The sequence below is a fragment of the Microbacterium sp. K2 genome (genome assembly GCF_051365005.1).
In the GTDB taxonomy this organism is placed as follows: Bacteria; Actinomycetota; Actinomycetes; order Actinomycetales; family Microbacteriaceae; genus Microbacterium; species Microbacterium foliorum_B.
Genome location: NZ_JBLWII010000001.1, coordinates 821,401 through 839,569, shown reverse-complemented (window position 1 = coordinate 839,569; position 18,169 = coordinate 821,401). Strand labels below are relative to the sequence as shown.

General features: G+C 66.7%; 16 protein-coding genes. 10 read left to right on the top strand and 6 right to left on the bottom strand.

Going from position 1 to position 18,169, the window contains the following annotated elements:
• Positions 1 to 59: 59 nt before the first annotated feature.
• Positions 60 to 1,190 carry a flavodoxin-dependent (E)-4-hydroxy-3-methylbut-2-enyl-diphosphate synthase gene (gene ispG / locus ACLKOY_RS04290; protein WP_436452570.1) on the top strand — a complete coding sequence of 377 codons (1,131 nt, stop codon included), beginning with the start codon at positions 60 to 62 and terminating at the stop codon, positions 1,188 to 1,190.
• A 182-nt stretch (positions 1,191 to 1,372) separates the two neighbouring features.
• On the top strand, positions 1,373 to 2,239 hold the full coding sequence (locus ACLKOY_RS04285) for a hypothetical protein (protein WP_436452569.1): 867 nt from the start codon (positions 1,373 to 1,375) through the stop codon (positions 2,237 to 2,239).
• Positions 2,240 to 2,245: 6 nt separating this feature from the next.
• On the opposite strand, the gene ACLKOY_RS04280 is transcribed toward ACLKOY_RS04285, so the two are convergent.
• Genes ACLKOY_RS04280 through ACLKOY_RS04265 form a run of 4 tightly spaced genes read right to left on the bottom strand, consistent with a single transcriptional unit; the run spans position 2,246 to position 5,319 of the window.
• The gene (locus tag ACLKOY_RS04280; protein WP_436452568.1) at positions 2,246 to 2,668 is read right to left on the bottom strand and encodes a hypothetical protein; all 423 of its coding nucleotides are present in this window, start codon (positions 2,666 to 2,668) and stop codon (positions 2,246 to 2,248) included.
• A 30-nt stretch (positions 2,669 to 2,698) separates the two neighbouring features.
• Complete coding sequence (locus tag ACLKOY_RS04275; protein WP_436452567.1) at positions 2,699 to 2,938, bottom strand: nucleotidyltransferase domain-containing protein; 240 nt, start codon at positions 2,936 to 2,938, stop codon at positions 2,699 to 2,701.
• A gap of 38 nt (positions 2,939 to 2,976) precedes the next feature.
• Entirely contained in the window at positions 2,977 to 3,885 is a 909-nt protein-coding gene (locus ACLKOY_RS04270; RefSeq protein WP_436452566.1) for an NUDIX domain-containing protein, read from the bottom strand.
• Positions 3,886 to 3,903: 18 nt separating this feature from the next.
• Positions 3,904 to 5,319 (bottom strand): RNB domain-containing ribonuclease, encoded by a 1,416-nt coding sequence (locus ACLKOY_RS04265; RefSeq protein WP_436452565.1) that lies wholly within the window; start codon positions 5,317 to 5,319, stop codon positions 3,904 to 3,906.
• 169 nt (positions 5,320 to 5,488) lie between these two features.
• Between ACLKOY_RS04265 and ACLKOY_RS04260 the strand changes: the two genes are divergently transcribed.
• Complete coding sequence (locus ACLKOY_RS04260; protein ID WP_436452564.1) at positions 5,489 to 6,259, top strand: isocitrate lyase/PEP mutase family protein; 771 nt, start codon at positions 5,489 to 5,491, stop codon at positions 6,257 to 6,259.
• 42 nt (positions 6,260 to 6,301) lie between these two features.
• Positions 6,302 to 8,059, top strand: a complete 1,758-nt coding sequence (locus tag ACLKOY_RS04255) for a proline--tRNA ligase (RefSeq protein ID WP_436452563.1) — start codon at positions 6,302 to 6,304, stop codon at positions 8,057 to 8,059.
• A gap of 73 nt (positions 8,060 to 8,132) precedes the next feature.
• On the opposite strand, the gene ACLKOY_RS04250 is transcribed toward ACLKOY_RS04255, so the two are convergent.
• On the bottom strand, positions 8,133 to 8,636 hold the full coding sequence (locus ACLKOY_RS04250; protein ID WP_363570916.1) for a pyridoxamine 5'-phosphate oxidase family protein: 504 nt from the start codon (positions 8,634 to 8,636) through the stop codon (positions 8,133 to 8,135).
• Positions 8,637 to 8,760: 124 nt separating this feature from the next.
• On the opposite strand from ACLKOY_RS04250, the gene ACLKOY_RS04245 reads away from it, so the two are divergent.
• Positions 8,761 to 9,801 carry a TIGR00730 family Rossman fold protein gene (locus ACLKOY_RS04245; protein ID WP_436452562.1) on the top strand — a complete coding sequence of 347 codons (1,041 nt, stop codon included), beginning with the start codon at positions 8,761 to 8,763 and terminating at the stop codon, positions 9,799 to 9,801.
• Positions 9,802 to 9,879: 78 nt separating this feature from the next.
• Positions 9,880 to 11,925, top strand: coding sequence for a PhoX family protein (locus ACLKOY_RS04240; protein WP_436452561.1), 2,046 nt, complete (start codon positions 9,880 to 9,882; stop codon positions 11,923 to 11,925).
• Positions 11,926 to 11,944: 19 nt separating this feature from the next.
• Here the strand turns inward: ACLKOY_RS04240 and ACLKOY_RS04235 are convergent, their stop codons facing one another.
• Positions 11,945 to 13,303 carry a flavin monoamine oxidase family protein gene (locus ACLKOY_RS04235; RefSeq protein WP_436452560.1) on the bottom strand — a complete coding sequence of 453 codons (1,359 nt, stop codon included), beginning with the start codon at positions 13,301 to 13,303 and terminating at the stop codon, positions 11,945 to 11,947.
• A 130-nt stretch (positions 13,304 to 13,433) separates the two neighbouring features.
• On the opposite strand from ACLKOY_RS04235, the gene nusA reads away from it, so the two are divergent.
• The 4 genes from nusA to rbfA all read left to right on the top strand — a co-directional run bounded on the left by nusA (position 13,434) and on the right by rbfA (position 18,158).
• Positions 13,434 to 14,417: a transcription termination factor NusA gene (gene nusA / locus ACLKOY_RS04230; RefSeq protein WP_140036812.1), complete on the top strand. Its 984-nt coding sequence runs from the start codon at positions 13,434 to 13,436 to the stop codon at positions 14,415 to 14,417.
• 59 nt (positions 14,418 to 14,476) lie between these two features.
• Positions 14,477 to 14,731, top strand: a complete 255-nt coding sequence (locus ACLKOY_RS04225; protein WP_363570909.1) for a YlxR family protein — start codon at positions 14,477 to 14,479, stop codon at positions 14,729 to 14,731.
• A 95-nt stretch (positions 14,732 to 14,826) separates the two neighbouring features.
• Complete coding sequence (gene infB / locus ACLKOY_RS04220; RefSeq protein WP_436452559.1) at positions 14,827 to 17,652, top strand: translation initiation factor IF-2; 2,826 nt, start codon at positions 14,827 to 14,829, stop codon at positions 17,650 to 17,652.
• A 71-nt stretch (positions 17,653 to 17,723) separates the two neighbouring features.
• Positions 17,724 to 18,158, top strand: a complete 435-nt coding sequence (gene rbfA, locus ACLKOY_RS04215) for a 30S ribosome-binding factor RbfA (protein ID WP_363570905.1) — start codon at positions 17,724 to 17,726, stop codon at positions 18,156 to 18,158.
• Positions 18,159 to 18,169: the final 11 nt, after the last annotated feature.

Sequence of the window (18,169 nt, the reverse complement as noted above, 5' to 3'; positions counted from 1 at the left end):
CCAGCCTGCGTGCATCCAGGCGGCGTAGGCTGGGGGTTGTGCCAGCAGTGAATCTTGGGATGCCGAAGATCCCCGAAGTCCTCGCCCCGCGCCGCAAGTCTCGCCAGATCAAGGTGGGCAAGGTGCTCGTCGGCGGCGACGCCCCCGTCACCGTCCAGTCCATGACGACGACGAAGACGACGGACATCAACGCGACTCTCCAGCAGATCGCGGAGCTGACCGCATCCGGATGCGAGATCGTCCGTGTGGCCGTCCCCCATCAGGACGACGCCGACGCGCTGAAGATCATCGCGATGAAGAGCCAGATCCCCGTGATCGCCGACATCCATTTCCAGCCGCGCTACATCTACACCGCCATCGACGCCGGGTGCGGCGCTGTGCGCGTGAACCCGGGCAACATCCGCGAGTTCGACGGAAACGTCGGCAAGATCGCCGAGGCCGCGAAGGCCGCAGGCGTCTCGCTGCGCATCGGCGTCAACGCCGGCTCGCTCGACCGCCGCATCCTGACCAAGTACGGCAAGGCGACCGCTGAGGCTCTCGTCGAGAGTGCTGTCTGGGAGGCCTCGCTGTTCGAGGAGCACGACTTCCACGATTTCAAGATCTCGGTCAAGCACAACGACCCGATCGTCATGGTGAAGGCCTACCGCCAGCTCGCTGAACGCGGCGACTGGCCGCTGCACCTCGGAGTGACCGAGGCCGGACCCGCGTTCCAGGGAACCATCAAGAGCGCCACGGCGTTCGGCATCCTGCTCGGTGAGGGCATCGGCGACACCATCCGTGTGTCTCTCTCCGCGCCTCCCGCCGAAGAGGTCAAGGTGGGGCACCAGATCCTGCAGTCGCTCAACCTGCGCGAGCGCAAGCTCGAGATCGTGTCGTGCCCGTCCTGCGGACGCGCCCAGGTCGACGTCTACACGCTCGCCGAGAACGTGACCGAGGGTCTCAAGGACATGACCGTTCCGCTGCGCGTCGCCGTCATGGGCTGTGTCGTGAACGGTCCGGGCGAGGCGCGCGAAGCCGACCTCGGAGTCGCCTCGGGCAACGGCAAGGGACAGATCTTCGTCAAGGGCGAGGTCATCAAGACCGTGCCCGAAGCCGACATCGTCGCGACGTTGATCGAAGAGGCCAACCGCATCGCGGTCGAGATGGGGCCTGAGGCCCCGCTCGGCACCGCGCAGGTCGTCACGTCCTGACCGACCGACCCCAGGAGACATCGTTGTCCGAGACCGTCGTATCCGCACCCGTGCAAGCGATGATCGATGCGATCAACGACGGCGACCGGCTCGCGAGTTTCCGGATCCCGCCGTCGCACTGAGCCGTTCGCCGTCTTCGACGCCGAAGACGGTCTCCGTCTCGAATGATCTCAAGGAGTTCCATGTCCTCGTCCACTGTCGTGTCCTTCCCCGTCGGCGGCGTCTCAGGTTCGAGTACCGTCCGTCGAATCGAGTCCGGCGAGGCGGGCACCGTCGTCGTCGTGGACGCGACGCCGTTCCACCCGGTCGATCACACGTGGCCGGATCAGCCGGGCGACAGCGGTGAGATCGCGCTCGACGGGGCTGTCGTTCGCGTCTCCGAGGCTGTGATGGCGGCGATCTCCGATGAGGGCGAGTTCGCGGTCGGAGCCGACATCCCGGTCAAGCGTGGCGCTGAGGGGTGGACCTGGCTCGTCGGTCACCCGCTCGAGGGGGAGACCCCGTCCTCGCTGGTCGAGGGGGCGCGTGTGGAGCTGTCGGTCGACGCTCCTCGGCGGGCCGGCCTCAGCCGGGGGCACACCGCGTGCCACCTCGCATCGTTGGCCCTCGACATCGCCGTCGCCGACCTGTGGCGCAAGGACCCGGGAGCGGATGCTCTGGGCAACCCGAATTTCGAGGCCAGAGCGAATCAGTCCAGCCGCATCCATGAAGACGGCGCTGTCGACGAGTACCGTCTGGGCAAGAGCCTGCGCCGCGCAGGATTCGACACCGAGACGTTCGTGGCGACGCTCGAGGATCGGGAGGCGGCGATCAACGCCCAGCTGGCCACGTGGGTCGCCTCCGGTGCGATGAGCCGCGTGGTGCCCGAGGGCCCGACCATCGTGGATCGCCGCAGCTGGCACTGCGAACTGCCGGATGGTCACGCCGAGATCCTCTGCGGCGGAACGCACGTGGAGTCGCTTTCTGAGTTCGTCTCGATCTCGGTTGCGCTCGATCTGACGGATCCCCAGCTGCTGGTGATGACCACGAAGGCCGTTCCCGCGGTCTGAGTCCGCTCAGCGAACGAATCCGGCCTGCACGCGGCCACCGGCACGTTCGAGTTCAGCCGATACGCGGGCTGCGAAGGTCGTGTAGTCGCTCTCGATCAGAGGGATGGTCAAGTGGTCGGCTCTTTCGACGCTCAGCTCTCGAAGGCGTCGGGGCAGCCATTTGCCCGCCCCGATCCACCGCCCCTCGGTGAGCAGCATGAGCTCTGCGATCCGCTCGAACAGGATGGATGCCTCCACGCGCTGTTCGACGGGGTCCGCGGCGTCCTCCAGATCGTCGAGCACATCCGTGATGACGTAGCGGCGGAACGCGGACTCCTGCGCGCTGAGAGAGGGCCCTGCGTCGAACACACTCCGCCAACGCTGTCGGAGTGGTCCCAGTTGGTCATCCTCGCGGATCGCGATGCCGTCGACGAGCATGTGCACCGTCACCGGGCGGTGCTGCGCGATGCCTCGTGCCGCCTACTCGTCGAAACCCCTCGACGTGTAGGCGAAGACCTCGAAGATCTCTCCGTCGAAGTCGTGCGTCGAGGCTTCACTCGTCTGTCCGTCGACATCGAAGAGGTCATCTCCGAGGAGCAGCAGGTCGATGTCGCTCGTCGAGGTGCGGTCGCCGCGCGCTGTGCTCCCCGCCACGATGGCGACATCGGCCCGCGGGTAGTGGGCGGCGACGAATCGTTCAGCGACGGCGAAGTGGTCCACGCCGACAGCGTAACCTTCGGGCTGTGAGCCTCCGGGGATCAGCGCGTCGCTGCGCCGAGCCGCGCGCCGAGTCCCGCGGCGAGCACGTGTGCCTGGCTCAGCGGCAGCCATCGACACGTCCATGAGATGGGGGAGTCGCCGGTTGCCGGATCGGCTTCGCCGGCCTGCCACACGGCCGTAACGTCGGGGTCGGGGATCTCCAACTGGAAGAAGTGGCGGAGTGCCATCTCTTCGCGGGCAGGGGAGAGATCGTACAGATCCGTGCCGAGGCTGCGTGTCACAGTTCCACGGAGACCTGTCTCCTCGAACAGCTCTCGCTCAGCCGCGCCGGCAGCACTTTCGCCCCTGCGCACGGTGCCTGCGGGCACCTGGACCCCGGTGGCGAGCATGTCGGTGTCATCGTGGGTGAAGACCAGCAGTCGATTCTCGGCGATGACGTAACAGACGGCCTTCTCGACGATGCTGCTCTGTTCCGCATGGCTCGTCTCAGAGAGCCGGCTGGCATCGTCGATGATCGGATCAACCCATCGATCCCGCGGAAGCCGCGCGATCTCCGGGATCGTGAACCAGGCGGTCTCGATGAGCTCGCCATCGGTGAAGAGGAATTCCGCGTCGATCGGAATCGAGCAGGAGTAGGCGATCGTGGTGTAGCCGACGCGATCCCCGTTCGGGTAGCTCACCATCAGTTCTTCGCCTCCGTACGCCCCCACGATCCCGTGCACGGTTGCGTCGACACCGATCTCCTCGCGCACCTCTCGGAGGACCGCATCCTCCGGTCTCTCCAGCGGCTCTATTCCCCCTCCGAGCAGGCCCCAGCGGGGCGAATGTGCTTGCCGGCACAGCAGAAAACGATCACCGCGGCGGATGATCGCCGTCACAGCGGGGAGTATGAGGAGGTCATGACCCACGCGCTCGCGGAGGTCGCTCAGATAAGGCGATATCGGCATGACCTGAAGCCTAGGTCGTCAGACGCTGAACTCGATCTCGCCTCGGGAGATGTCGACGCGCACGACCTGGAGCCTCACGACGGCTCCGGGGATCGTGTCGGCGGGGATCGGGGCAGAGGCGGTGACGGCCGGATCAGCGATCTGGACCGTCGCCCGCTCACCACGCATCTCGATCACGGTCGCATCGACTGTAGAGCCGACCAGGGGCGTCATCAGCGCGGCCTCGACGCAGTTGATCGTCGCGGAGTCGAGCCGGGATGCGCGCTGACCGGACTCCTGCATCAGTGCGGGCAGATCCGTGAGGGACTCGCGAACCCAGCTCGGTACCTCACGACCTTCGGAGACTGCGAGGCAGATCGCGAGCGACCAGCGATCGATGAGACGGCGCAGCGGCGCCGTGGCATGCGCGTAGGGTGCGGCGATGGCCGCCTGCTCGACGTCGGGCGGCACCGACCCGTCGAAGGCCACGTAGCCGGCGCCGCGGAACAGCGATGCCGCAGCCTCGAGAATCGGGAGGGTCATCGGGTTCTCGCGATCCAGCTCGCGAAGGTAGTCGCCGTAGGCGCCTGTCGTCCACGGGCGTCCCAGGGCCTCGGTCTGGTGACGGAACGCCTCGAAGGACTTCTCGTCGGGCTGGGGCATCGTCCGCAGGATGCCGATGCCGGCGCCGATCATCAGGGACGCGGCTGCCATGCCTGTCATGAGGGACAGCTGCGCGTTCCATTCCTCGACGGGAAGCGGATGCCGACGCTCGATCGCATATGTGCCGTCGGCGGCTCTGGTCACTTCCTCGTCGGGGAGGTTCAGGCTTGCGCCGCCGCGGATCTTCTCCTGCTCGATCCGCAGCGCACCGATCTCCGGAAGCAACGCGGCCGGGCCGCCCTCGCCTCGGTCGAGTGCCGCCTGCGTGCTGGCGTAGTCGAGCTGGGCGCGTGAGCGGATCAGAGCCCGCTCGAGCCGGAACTCTTCGACGACTCCCGCAGAATCGAGGGCGAAGTTCCAGACGAGTGCGGGGCGGTCCATGTCGGCCAGCAGCGACGCGCGATCCTCGCTGAGCACCTTCGGATGCAGGGGGATCCTGCCATCCGCCGCATACAGCGTCTGACCTCGACGGCGGGCCTCGGCGTCCACCGACCCACCGGGGGCGACGAAGCCGGGCACATCGGCGATCGCGTAGCGAACCGTGTACCCGGAATCCCGCCGCTCGAGGTGGAAGGCCTGGTCGAGGTCGCGGGAGCCCTGCGGATCGAGTGTGGCGAAGGGGATGTCGCGCAGGTCGAGTTCGGGAACCGCAGCGTCCGACGCCTCTGCATCGGCGACGACCGAGGCGGGGAAGTCCGTGGGCGCGTCGAGGGATTCTCTCAGCGCGGCAAGCGCCGCGGCGAGTTCGGTCTGCGCGGCTGATGGGGCAACGTGCGATCGGCGCTGAGGCATGACCCCACACTATGACGACGCGGCCAGAGGACTGAGCTATTCCGGGCATGGCCGCCCGTGCCCGGCGACGACGCTCCCGACGATCACCGATGCGCCGCGGTGCCTCGCGAACCTGTGATTCGCGTGTCCGTCCGACCCCGACCGGAATACTGGGCGTTAGCGTGGGGGCATGACCACTGCTGCGAAAGCCAAGACCCTGATCGGACTCTACGAAGCCCCGGAGATCCTCCGCGTCGTGAATGTGTGGGACGTCGTGTCCGCCCGCGCCGTCGCGAAGCTGCCTGAGACGAAGACGATCGCGACTGCCGGGCACGGCATCGCCGCCTCCTTCGGATTCGAGGACGGCACGATTCCGCGGGACATCATGATTGACATGATCGGTCGCATCGCGGCATCCGTCTCGGTCCCCGTGACTGCCGACCTCGACGACGGCTACGGCGACGCGGGGGAGACCACCCGCCTGGCGATCGGCGCCGGTGTCGTCGGCGCCAACGTCGAAGACCGCCTCAAGCCGTTCGACGAATCCGTCGCCGCGGTCGAGGCGATCGTCAAGGCAGCCGAAGCCGAGGGTGTGCCGTTCGCCCTCAATGCGCGCACCGATGCGTTCGTCCGTGCAGGCCACCGCCCCGTCGCCGAGAGCGTCGCCGACGCGATCCAGCGTGGCCGCGCCTTCCTCGATGCCGGAGCCACCGCGGTCTTCGTCCCGGGAATGCTCGACGCCAACATCACTCGACAGCTCGTCGACGGTCTCGGTGAGGGCAAGCTCAGCGTGATCGGCCTCCCCGGCACCCTCGCCGCTTCGGAGTACGAGAAGCTCGGTGTCACCCGCATCTCGTACGGTCCTCTTCCGCAGCGGGTGGCGCTCACGGCGGTCCAGGAGCTCGCCGCGAGCCTGTATGCCGGCGGCGTGATCCCCAACGGCCTCCCCGCGCTCAACTGACCCATCGCGAAACGAGTGACCACCGGTCAGTAGACTTGCCCGGTGGTCACTCGTCTATCGAACTTCTTTCTCCGTACGCTCCGTGAAGACCCTGCAGGCGCAGAGGTCGCGAGCCACAGGCTGCTGATCCGAGCCGGATACATCCGACCGCAGGCCGCCGGAATCTTCGCGTGGCTCCCGCTCGGACTGCGCGTGAAGGCCAAGATCGAGACCGTCGTCCGCGAGGAGATGGCCGCCGCAGGTGCGCAGGAAGTGCACTTCCCGGCTCTGATGCCTCGCGAGTCTTACGAGGCGACGGGACGTTGGGAGGAGTACGGCGACCTGCTGTTCCGCCTCCAGGATCGTAAGGGCGGGGACTACCTGCTCGCACCGACCCATGAAGAGGCGTTCACGCTCCTCGTCAAGGACCTCTACTCGTCGTACAAGGATCTGCCTCTCTCGATCTACCAGATCCAGGACAAGTATCGCGATGAGGCACGCCCGCGTGCCGGCCTGCTCCGCGGTCGCGAGTTCACGATGAAGGACGCCTACTCGTTCGATTCCTCGGATGCCGGACTCGATGTGAGCTACCAGGCACAGCGCGATGCGTACGAGCGGATCTTCCAGCGCCTCGGTCTCGAGTACGTGATCGTCCAGGCGGATGCCGGGGCGATGGGCGGTTCCCGAAGCGAGGAGTTCCTTCACCCGACCCCCGTGGGTGAGGACACGTTCGTGCGAAGCGCCGGCGGCTACGCCGCCAACGTCGAAGCGTTCACGACGGCGGTGCCCGACGCCATCGCCTTCGATGCCGGCGCATCCCCTGTCATCTTCGACTCACCGAACACGCCGACGATCGAGACGCTCGTCGCCCACGCGAATGCGCACCTGGACGGCGACTACTCCGCTGCAGACACTCTCAAGAACGTCGTGCTGGCACTGACTCACCTCGACGGAACCCGCGAGCTGGTCGTCGTGGGCATCCCTGGTGACCGCGAGGTCGACGAGAAGCGCGCGGAGGTCGCGTTCGCGCCCGCCGAGGTCGAGACCGCCACGGCGGACGACTTCGAGAACAACCCGCTGCTCGTGAAGGGCTACATCGGTCCCTGGTCGCCCACCGGTGCTGTGCTCGGCGAAGAGTCGGCGACCGGCATCCGCTACCTGGTCGATCCCCGCGTGAGCGAGGGCACCAGCTGGATCACCGGCGCGAATGTCGACCAGAAGCACGCGCATTCGGTCGTCGCCGGTCGGGACTTCTTCTCGGATGGGATCATCGAGATCGCGAACGTCAGGGCGGGCGACCCCGCTCCCGACGGTTCCGGACCCGTGGAACTGGCTCGCGGCATGGAGATCGGCCACGTGTTCCAACTCGGCCGCAAGTACGCCGAGGCCCTCGGCCTCAAGGTGCTCAACGAGAACGGCAAGCTCGTCACCGTCACGATGGGCTCGTACGGAATCGGCATCACGCGCATCCTCGCGATCATCGCCGAGCTGAACAACGATGACAAGGGACTCATCTGGCCCGCATCCGTCGCGCCCTTCGATGTGCAGGTCGTGGCGGCCGGCCGCGATCAGGTGGCGTTCGACGTGGCGACCGAGCTCTCGACGCAACTCGAGTCTGAGGGCCTCGACGTGCTCTACGACGATCGTCCGAAGGTCTCGCCCGGCGTGAAGTTCGGAGACGCAGAGCTCGTCGGCGTGCCGAAGATCGTCATCGTCGGCCGTGGTGCTGCCGATGGCCAGGTAGAGCTGTGGGATCGCAGCACGGGTGACCGTGAAGCGGTATCGGTCGCCGAGGCCGTGCAGCAGCTGTCCCGGCGCTGACCGTACAGACCGAAGAATGCCGCGCACCTCATCCGAGGTGCGCGGCATTCTCTGTACGTAGCCGAGCCGCTCGTCAGCAGACGATGCGGCCGTGGTTCATGATGTCGTCATCGGGTGTGTCCTTCGTGACCAGCGCTTTGAGCGCACCCGCCGCCATCGCGATCTTGCCCTTGGCGGGCTCCCAGAACTCGGTCACCGTCGGCGTCACCTTCAGAAGCGCGATGCCGGGGGTGTCGAGGCCGTTCTCGAACCAGATGTCGAGCGAGGGGGAGTAGAGCTCCTCCATCTTCGCCCGGTCGTGCACGACGGACGCGTTGCCGGCGACCGAGACATATCGCATGCCCTTGGCGTCGCAGTACGAGAGGCCGACCTGACGGTGAGCTCGCGCCTCTTCGACCTTCTCCGTGTCTTCCGCGGTGAAGAACCAGATGTCTCCGGCATCGTCCATCTGCCGGGTCGACATCGGCCTGCTCACCAGGTTGCCGTCTTCGTCGGTCGTCGTCAGCATCGTGAAGTCAATGTCCTCGACGAGCTCGGTCACGCGGGCGAGTGCTTCCGGTCCAGTGATCTCTGTCATGCCGCCACTGTGGCGCAGGAGGTCTGACTTCGCACGGGCGTTGACACCGGCCCGCGCGCGTGGTCAGCGCATCGGGCGGCGTTGCGCTGACCCACCCGACATGCCGTCGTGACAGGCTGAGGGCATGACCGACGAACCGTTGCCGGAATCGCTGAGCGCCGAGATCAACAACGTCCTCGACGAGGCCGGGGTGAAGACCGACCGCAGGCTGGTCATGCGCATGATGCGCACGGCGGTCCTGCTGGGCGAGGACGGCACCACCCGCCTCGACCTCAAGATCGCCTCAGCCGCTCTCGCTGAGATGCGAGACGCCTTCCGGCTGTTCGCTCCGTTCGAGGGCGTGCCCAAGGTCACGGTCTTCGGTTCGGCTCGGACCCGCCATGATGATCCCCTCTACGTCCAGGCCCGTGACGTCGCCGCCGCGCTCGCCGCGGACGGGTGGATGGTCGTCACCGGTGCGGGGCCGGGGATCATGCAGGCTGCCGCGGAGGGTGCCGGACCGGCACTCTCGCTCGGAGTGTCGATCCGTCTCCCGTTCGAGGAGAAGGCCAACAGCCTGATCGCAGCGAGCGAGCACGTCGTGGCGATGAAGTACTTCTTCACCCGCAAGCTGATGCTCATCAAGGAGTCCAGCGGCTTCATCTGCCTGCCCGGCGGGTTCGGCACGCTCGACGAGATGTTCGAGCTGCTCACGCTGCAGCAGACCGGCAAAGCCGAGCCGACGCCGATCGTCCTGCTCGACGAGCCTGGCGGCACTTTCTGGAACGGTCTCAAGCGGTTCATCGACGAGGATCTGGAGCCCACGGGTGTGATCTCCGAGGGTGACTTCGACCGCGTGGTCATCACCGACTCCATCGAGTCGGCCGCAGCAGTGATCGCAGGGTTCTGGCGCAACTACGACTCGCTGCGCTGGGTCGGAGATTCGCTCGTGCTCAGACTGCGGGTCGCCCCGACAGATGCAGAGCTCGAGGAACTGAACGACCGCTTCGCCGGGATGCTGCCGAGCGGGCGAATCGAGCGGACTGCTCCGCGGTCGCCCGAGGTCGCCGACGATGATCTGCTGCATCTTCCGCGTCTCGCCCTGCACCTCGATCAGCGTCAGGTCGGCAGTCTGTTCCGCCTGATCAGCGCGATCAACTCGTTGGAGTCCGCTCCCGCGCTGTGACGTCGGGGGTTCACTCGGCATTAACGCTGCCGTCATCTGCGCCGACGATGCTGACGGCACCCTGTCGAGGAGGATCAGATGGCTGTGGACGACACTCGGAACCGGCTCCCGTTGATCGCGCATGCGCGTGGCAAACGATCGCCGATCACCTGCGAACTCAAGTGCGCGAACGCGTGTCTGGGCCCGGAATGCAACACGTCGTCGAACGACGACTTCCGTTCGATCGCATCCGCTGTCTTCTCGCGACGCGCACTGTTCGGGCTGGGCGCAGCCGCAGCCGTGGCGATCGCGGTCGGAGCGGACCGCTCAGCGCCCGTGTCCGCACCGGCGGCCGCCGGAGCCGGGTCGGTTGCGCTCGGAAAACCGGGGACTGCAGGGCTCTCCTTCACGGCCATCGCCCCGGTCTCCGCGGACGTCGACGCGCTCACGGTTCCCGACGGATTCACCTGGGAGCCGCTGATCCGCTGGGGAGATCCGCTGTTCTCCACGGCTCCGACCTTCGATTTCGCGGCGCAGTCGCCGCAGGCGCAGGCCGGGCAGTTCGGCTACAACAGCGACTATCTCGACATCGTCCCGGACCCGAGCGGCAAGACCGGAGTCCTGGTCAACAATCACGAGTACGTGAACCCGGGAATCATGTTCCCGCCGACGACGGACCGGGCCGAACTCCGTCGGCGAGGCGACGTCTACAAGGCGGCCCAGGGAATGTCCGTGGTCGACATCCGTCGCCGACGCGTCGGCGATCCGTGGACATACGTCGTCGACGGGCGACGGAACCGACGCATCACGGTCGAGACGATGTTCGAGCTGACGGGCCCTGCCGCGGGTTCGGATCTGGTCAAGACGGCGGCGGACCCGGAAGGCCGGTGGGTCCACGGCACTCTCGGGAACTGCGCGGGCGGGACCACTCCGTGGGGAACGATCCTCTCGGGGGAGGAGAACTTCAACGGTTACTTCGCCTGGGCTGCCGACACCCCTGAGCAGAGACGGTACAGCGCATCGAGCACCACGACGACCTCCACGGGCTGGGAGTCGTATGACCCGCGGTTCAACGCCCACGATCCCGACTTCGTCAACGAGCCGAACCGATTCGGATACATCGTCGAGATAGACCCGCAGGACCCGACCTCCACTCCGCGCAAGCACACGGCGATGGGGCGCTTCAAGCACGAGGGCGCGAACGTGCAGGTCGCCCGTGACGGTCGCGTCGTCGCGTACATGGGTGATGACGAACGCAACGACTATCTGTACAAGTTCGTCTCGAAGAACCGCATCTCGGGTTCCCGCAAGAAGAACCTCTCACTGTTGAGCGAGGGCGACCTCTACGTGGCGAAGTTCGGCGGCAACTCTCCGGCCACAGAGATCTCCGGATCAGGAGCGCTGCCGACGGACGGCGCGTTCGACGGCACCGGGAGCTGGATCTCTCTCACTCGCAACGGCCGTAGCGCGGTGCCCGGCTTCTCGACGGAGCAGGTCCTCGTGCACACGCGACTCGCCGCGGATGCCGTCGGCGCGACGAAGATGGATCGCCCTGAGGATGTGCAACCGAGCCCGGCCACCGGCAAGATCTACGTCGCGCTGACCAACAACTCCGGCCGCACGGCCGTCGACGAAGCGAACCCGGTGACGGGAAACCGCTACGGTCACGTGCTCGAGCTCACGGAGACGAAGGGTCACAGTGGAACCTCGTTCGGTTGGAGCGTCCTGCTCCTGTGCGGCGACCCGGAGACGTTCGACAATGCGTACTTCGCCGGGTTCCCCAAGGAATCGGTATCGCCCATCTCCTGCCCGGACAACCTGGCTTTCGACTCTGTGGGAGATCTCTGGATATCGACCGATGGCGCTCCGAGCACCATCGGCCTCGCGGACGGTCTCTTCAAGGTGCCCCTCACCGGACCCGAACGCGGGCACGTGCAGCAGTTCCTCGCGGTGCCTCGTGACGCGGAGACATGCGGCCCCGTGATCCACGACAGGGAAGGTCTCGTGTTCGTCGCCGTGCAGCACCCGGGGGAGGACGGAACGTTCGACGCGCCGAACTCCCTGTTCCCCGACTACGGCTCGAACGCGCCCGGTGACGTTCCGAACGCGCCGCGTCCCGCCGTCGTGCAGTCGTACCGTCGCTGACCGTGGATGTGGTCGCCGTTCATCCGCGAGGTGCAGGGACGGTGCGGGCTGCCACGCGCGCGGCGAAGCGGCTCACGTCGACCTCGTGCCCGAGGATCCGCTCCGCCGCGCGGTGGCCTGAGTAGAAGGCCGCTCCCACGGTCGCCGGCTCGTCGCCCCAGGTCGCCTCGCCGGCGAAGTGCAGCACTCCGTCGACGGGCCCCGCGAGGTCGTCATGGTCGTGGTGCGACGACCCGAGCGCGAGATGCGAGTACGAGCCGTTCGAGAACGCGTCGTGCCCCCAGCGGGTGACCCAGTGCGCGGTGGGCTCGCCGACGGCATCCGGGTAGAGGGCGCGAAGAGCACCCGCGGCATCCGCGACGATTTCGTCATCGGAGAGCTCCTGCATTCTGCGACCGAACGGACCTGCAGCGAATGTCAGCAATGTGGGAAGCCCGCTCACGGCGGACACGTCATACCAGGAGTGCCAGTGTTCACCGGCCTCGCCGAGCGCCCGCAGGACATAGCTGTCTTCGTTCCAGAAACGTTCCGAGAACTGGATGAAGACCTTGTTGAACACCCCCATGCCCAGCCGCTCGATAGGCCCCGCTACCGTGTCGGGCAGAGGAGGAGCGAAGTCGATCGACCCCGCCTTGAGCACTCCGAGTGGCACGGTGACCACAGCGCTCCGTGCGGAGAACACCCCGTTCTCGGTCGACACCGTGACTCCGGCATCTGTGCGGGCGATACGGGTGACCACGTGGCCCAGGCGGATGTCGAGCTCGGCGGCGATGCGCCGCGGGAGCTCGTCGTAACCGCGAGGGAAGATGACCTCGTCACCGTCGATGGCGTCCTCGTCGAGCCCGTGCGCGTCGAGATCTCCGATCCATGCTCCGCACTGCTCTTCGACGCGGTGGCGGAAGAACTCCCGGATCTCGTCGATGCGCTCAGGATCGAAGCCGGTGCGGTCGAGTGCGCGTTCGGTGACATCGAGGTACGTGTCGCCGGGGGATGACCGTTCGATCTCGTCGACCAGCAGGCGATCGGCCTCCTCCACATCGGTGACCCATTGAGAAGTGCGCACGGCATCCATGGGCCTGCCGTCGCCGTCGAAGTTCTCGATCGGCCGCCCTCCGGCCTGGAAGCTGCCGACGGTGTACTCGAGCGTCGGGATTCCGAGCGCCTGCACGAGGTCCCACAGTGCGGAGCGCTCAATGCCGTGGACCCACGACGCGCCGAGATCGACGGGAAAGCCTGCGGTGCGATCGGTGTGCATGCGGCCGCCGACGCGATCCCTCGCCTCGAGGATGATGACGTCGGCTCCGGCGTCCGCGAGCATGCGGGCCGTCGTCACCCCGGACATCCCTGCCCCGATCACGATGGTGTCGTACGTCGTCACTGAGTCCTCCTGCACGCTCGGCACCGCATCGGTGCGGCCGCCTTCGTGGCGACGGCGGTGGGCACAGGGTATCGTGGTACGGATGTCGCGCGTGCACACCCGCGTGACGAGAGCTGAATAGGGAGTCGTCATGGATATCGAACTGAGTCTGCTGCGTGGGATCGAGAAGGAGAAGGCGATCCCCTTCGATGAGCTGGTCTCGATCATCGAACAGGCCATCCTGACCGCCTACTCCAAGCATGTCTCCGCAGACGGAGCGACTCCCGAAGGGGTCCGCGTCGATCTCGATCGTCGGACCGGGCACGTCGCCGTGCTGCAGGTCGTCAAGGACGAAGAGGGCGCGATCATCGGAGAAGAGGATGCCACGCCGGATGACTTCGGACGGATCGCCGCATTCGCGGCGAAGCAGGTCATCAGCCAGCGTCTGCGCGACATCGCGGACGACGTGGTGCTCGGTGACTTCAAGGACAAGGAAGGCGACATCGTCGCCGGCGTGATCCAGCAGGGACCGAATCCCCGCATGATCCACGTCGATCTCGGAGCTGTCGAGGCCATCCTTCCTCCTGAGGAGCAGGTGCCGGGCGAGGAGTACACCCACGGCTCGCGCCTCCGCGTGTACGTGACCAGCGTCGCGAAGGGCCTCAAGGGGCCGCAGATCACCGTGTCGCGCACGCACCCCGGTCTCGTCCGCAAGCTGTTCGCGCTCGAGGTGCCCGAGATCGCCGCAGGTCTCGTCGAGATCGTCTCGCTGGCCCGCGAGGCCGGTCACCGCACGAAGATCGCCGTCCGTGCGAACGACCCGGCGATCAACGCCAAGGGTGCGTGCATCGGTGAGATGGGACGCCGTGTGCGCGCCGTCACCGAAGAGCTCTCCGGCGAGAAGATCGACATCGTCGATCACGATCCGGAGCTCGCCGCCTTCGTCGCGAACGCCCTCTCGCCCGCCAAGGTGACCAGCGCGTTCATCCTCGACGCGAACACCAGAGCCGTGCGAGCGCTGGTGCCCGACTACCAGCTGTCTCTCGCGATCGGCAAGGAGGGGCAGAACGCTCGTCTGGCTGCGAAGCTCACCGGCGCGAAGATCGACATCCAGCCCGACAGCGTCCTCGACTGACCGCTCGTCACATCCGACTCGCGCCCGTCGCGCGAGTCGGATGGGAACACAGGTGTAAGATGGAACCCGTTCGAACGTGCGTCGGCTGTCGCACGCGTGCTCCCCGTGCCGCTCTTCTCAGAGTGGTGGCTCAGGACGACATCCTCATCATCGATGAGCGAAGCGTTCTGCCGGGGCGAGGCGCGTGGGTGCATCCGACACCGGAATGCATGGATGCCGCTCTGCGGCGCCGCGCTTTCGGCCGAGCACTTCGCGCATCCGGCAATCTGGATACGCGGATCATCGAACAATACCCACCAAGAAACAAAGGCTGAACGGCTATGGAAACAAAGTGAACGGCTCGAAATGAGACCCGTCCGCGACTAGTGGTCTGCCCTGTCTGGGTGGACCGACCCCAGACAGGAGAATTGTGGCTGGTAAACCACGCGTACACGAGATCGCCGCCGAACTCGGCGTCGACAGCAAGATCGCACTTGCAAAGCTCAAGGAACTCGGAGAGTTCGTCAAGAGCCCCTCTTCGACCATCGAACCGCCGGTGGCGCGCAAGCTTCGCGCTGCCATCGAATCGGATGCCTCGCTGAAGGCATCCGCTGATGCGGCTCCCGCTGCGGCCAAGCCCGGTGCTGCGAAGCCCGGTGCGGCAAAGCCCGGTGCCGCGAAGACCGATGCGGAAACGCCCGGAGCTGCGAAGCCCGGTGCCGCGAAGACCGGTGGACCGACTCCCGGGCCCAAGCCCGGACCCAAGCCGGCTCCCGCGCCGGAAGAGCCCGTCGCCGCTCCGGCTCCCGAGGCTCCCGCCCCGGCCGCAGAGGCTCCGGCCGAGACCACTGCTTCGGCAGAGGCCACGCCCGGATCCGCTGCACCGAAGTCGACCGACGGCGGCGCACCGAAGCCCGGCGCACCGCGTCCGGGCAACAACCCGTTCTCGTCGGCGCAGGGCATGGGCCAGCGTCCGGCAGGTCCGCGTCCCGGCAACAACCCCTTCGCTTCGGCGCAGGGCATGGGCCAGCGGCCGAGTCCGACTCCCGGCAACATCCCGCGTCCGCAGGCTCCGCGTCCCGGTGCCCCGCGTCCGGGTGCGCCTCGTCCCGGTTCCCCCCGTCCCGGCGCTCCGCGCGGCGGTCAGGGTGGTCGTCCCGGTGGTGCACCGTTCCAGCAGCGTCCCGGCGGCCCCGGTCGTCCCGGCGGTGCCGGTGGACCCGGTGCCGGTCCCGGTGCTCGTCCCGGTGGTGGCTTCGCAGGTCGCCCCGGTGGCGGCGGCGGTCGCGGTCGTGGTCCCGGTGGAGGTACCGCAGGTGCCTTCGGTAAGGGCGGCGGCAAGAGCAAGCAGCGCAAGTCTCGGCGGGCGAAGCGGCAGGAGTTCGAGATGCGGAGCGCCCCGATCGTCGGTGGCGTCAACGTCACCCGCGGCAACGGGGAGATCATCCGCATGCGCCGTGGTGCGTCGATCGCGGACTTCGCCGACAAGATCGAGACGCTGACCGGCTACACGGTGCAGCCCGGAACCCTCGTGACGATCCTCTTCAACCTCGGCGAGATGGCCACGGCCACCGAGTCGCTGGACGAGGCGACGTTCGAGGTGCTGGGTGAAGAGCTCGGCTACAAGATCCAGATGGTCTCGCCCGAGGACGAGGACAAGGAGCTCCTCGAGGGCTTCGGTCTCAACCTCGAGCAGGAGCTCGAGGAGGAGAGCGAGGACGACCTCGAGATCCGTCCTCCGGTGGTCACCGTCATGGGTCACGTCGACCACGGTAAGACCCGTCTGCTCGACGCGATCCGCCAGACCAACGTCATCGAGGGTGAAGCCGGTGGCATCACGCAGCACATCGGTGCGTACCAGGTGTGGACGGAGCACGATGGCATCGAGCGCGCCATCACCTTCATCGACACCCCGGGTCACGAGGCGTTCACCGCCATGCGTGCTCGTGGAGCGCAGGTCACCGACCTCGCCATCCTGGTGGTCGCGGCCGACGACGGCATCATGCCGCAGACGGTCGAGGCGCTGAACCACGCGCAGGCGGCGAACGTGCCGATCGTGGTCGCGGTGAACAAGGTCGACAAGCCCGACGCCAACCCGGCCAAGGTTCGTCAGCAGCTCACCGAGTACGGTCTGGTCGCAGAGGAGTATGGCGGAGACGTCCTGTTCGTCGACGTCTCGGCTCGGGCGAACACCGGCATCCAGGAGCTCCTGGACGCCGTGCTGCTCACGGCCGACGCGGGGCTGGACCTCACGGCCAACCCGAACAAGGCCGCTCGCGGTGTCGCCATCGAGGCGAAGCTCGACAAGGGCCGCGGATCCATCGCCACGGTGCTCATCCAGTCCGGAACGCTTCGGATCGGTGACGCGATCGTCGCAGGAACGGCTTACGGTCGTGTGCGTGCGATGGCCGACGAGAACGGCGAGCAGGTCCTCGAGGCCTACCCGTCGCGTCCGGTGCAGGTGCAGGGTCTCAACTCGGTGCCGCGTGCAGGCGATGTCTTCATCGTCACCGAAGAAGACCGCATGGCCCGCCAGATCGCTGAGAAGCGTGAAGCAGTCGAGCGCAACGCCCAGCTGGCCAAGGCCCGCAAGCGCATCTCGCTCGAGGACTTCACCCGTGCTCTCGAAGAGGGCAAGGTCGAGTCGCTCAACCTCATCATCAAGGGTGACGTCTCCGGTGCCGTCGAGGCACTCGAGGAGTCGCTGCTCAAGATCGAGGTCGATGACTCGGTGCAGCTCCGCATCATCCACCGCGGCGTCGGTGCGATCACGGAGTCCGACGTCAACCTCGCGACGATCGACAACGCGATCATCGTGGGCTTCAACGTCCGCCCCGACACGAAGGCGCGCGAGCGCGCTCAGCGTGAAGGTGTGGACATCCGGTTCTACTCGGTGATCTACAACGCGATCGACGAGGTCGAGAGCTCGCTCAAGGGCATGCTCAAGCCGGAGTACGAAGAGGTCCAGTCGGGTGTCGCTGAGATCCGTGAGGTGTTCCGCTCTTCGAAGTTCGGCAACATCGCCGGTGTCATCGTGCGATCGGGAACGATCACGCGAAACGCCAAGGCTCGCGTCATCCGCGACGGCGTGGTCGTCGCAGACGGCCTCGCCATCGAGTCGCTGCGTCGCTTCAAGGACGACGTCACCGAGGTGCGCACGGACTACGAGGCCGGTATCGGCCTCGGCAAGTTCAACGACATCCAGATCGGTGACGAGATCGAGACGACAGAACTGGTCGAGAAGCCTCGCGGCTGATCGAGTTCGATATCTTCGGGCGAGGGTGCATCATGCATCCTCGCCCGAAGGGTACGTAGAGGGAGAGAACAATGGCTGGTGAACGACAGGCCCGTCTGGCTGATCGCATTCGAGTGATCCTTGCAGAGCGCCTCGAGAAGGGGTTGCGAGACCCGCGCCTCGGCTTCGTCACGATCACGGATGTCCGTGTCACGGGTGACCTGCAGCACGCCTCGGTCTTCTACACGGTGCTCGGCACCGAAGAGGAGCGTCTCTCCAGCGGCGAGGCGCTGACCTCCGCCACCGGAATGCTGCGCAGTGAGGTCGGGAAGCAGCTCAGCACTCGCCTCGTGCCGACGCTCGAGTTCATCCCCGACGCGCTGCCGGAGAACGCCGATCACATCTCGGCTCTTCTCCGCGAAGCGCAGCAGCGCGACGCCGAGGTGGCGAAGCTCGCATCCTCCGCATCGCACGCGGGCGAGGCAGACCCGTACCTCCGCCAGGAAGACGACGACACGAAGTCCTGAATATCGGTGCC

What these genes read in the sequence shown, in the direction of transcription:
- ispG (WP_436452570.1), top strand. Translation starts at nt 60, where the DNA reads ATGCCGAAGATCCCCGAAGTCCTCGCCCCGCGCCGCAAGTCTCGCCAG.
- ACLKOY_RS04285 (WP_436452569.1), top strand. Translation starts at nt 1,373, where the DNA reads ATGTCCTCGTCCACTGTCGTGTCCTTCCCCGTCGGCGGCGTCTCAGGT.
- ACLKOY_RS04270 (WP_436452566.1), bottom strand. Translation starts at nt 3,885, where the DNA reads ATGCCGATATCGCCTTATCTGAGCGACCTCCGCGAGCGCGTGGGTCAT.
- ACLKOY_RS04265 (WP_436452565.1), bottom strand. Translation starts at nt 5,319, where the DNA reads ATGCCTCAGCGCCGATCGCACGTTGCCCCATCAGCCGCGCAGACCGAA.
- ACLKOY_RS04260 (WP_436452564.1), top strand. Translation starts at nt 5,489, where the DNA reads ATGACCACTGCTGCGAAAGCCAAGACCCTGATCGGACTCTACGAAGCC.
- ACLKOY_RS04250 (WP_363570916.1), bottom strand. Translation starts at nt 8,636, where the DNA reads ATGACAGAGATCACTGGACCGGAAGCACTCGCCCGCGTGACCGAGCTC.
- ACLKOY_RS04245 (WP_436452562.1), top strand. Translation starts at nt 8,761, where the DNA reads ATGACCGACGAACCGTTGCCGGAATCGCTGAGCGCCGAGATCAACAAC.
- ACLKOY_RS04240 (WP_436452561.1), top strand. Translation starts at nt 9,880, where the DNA reads ATGGCTGTGGACGACACTCGGAACCGGCTCCCGTTGATCGCGCATGCG.
- nusA (WP_140036812.1), top strand. Translation starts at nt 13,434, where the DNA reads ATGGATATCGAACTGAGTCTGCTGCGTGGGATCGAGAAGGAGAAGGCG.
- ACLKOY_RS04225 (WP_363570909.1), top strand. Translation starts at nt 14,477, where the DNA reads ATGGAACCCGTTCGAACGTGCGTCGGCTGTCGCACGCGTGCTCCCCGT.
- rbfA (WP_363570905.1), top strand. Translation starts at nt 17,724, where the DNA reads ATGGCTGGTGAACGACAGGCCCGTCTGGCTGATCGCATTCGAGTGATC.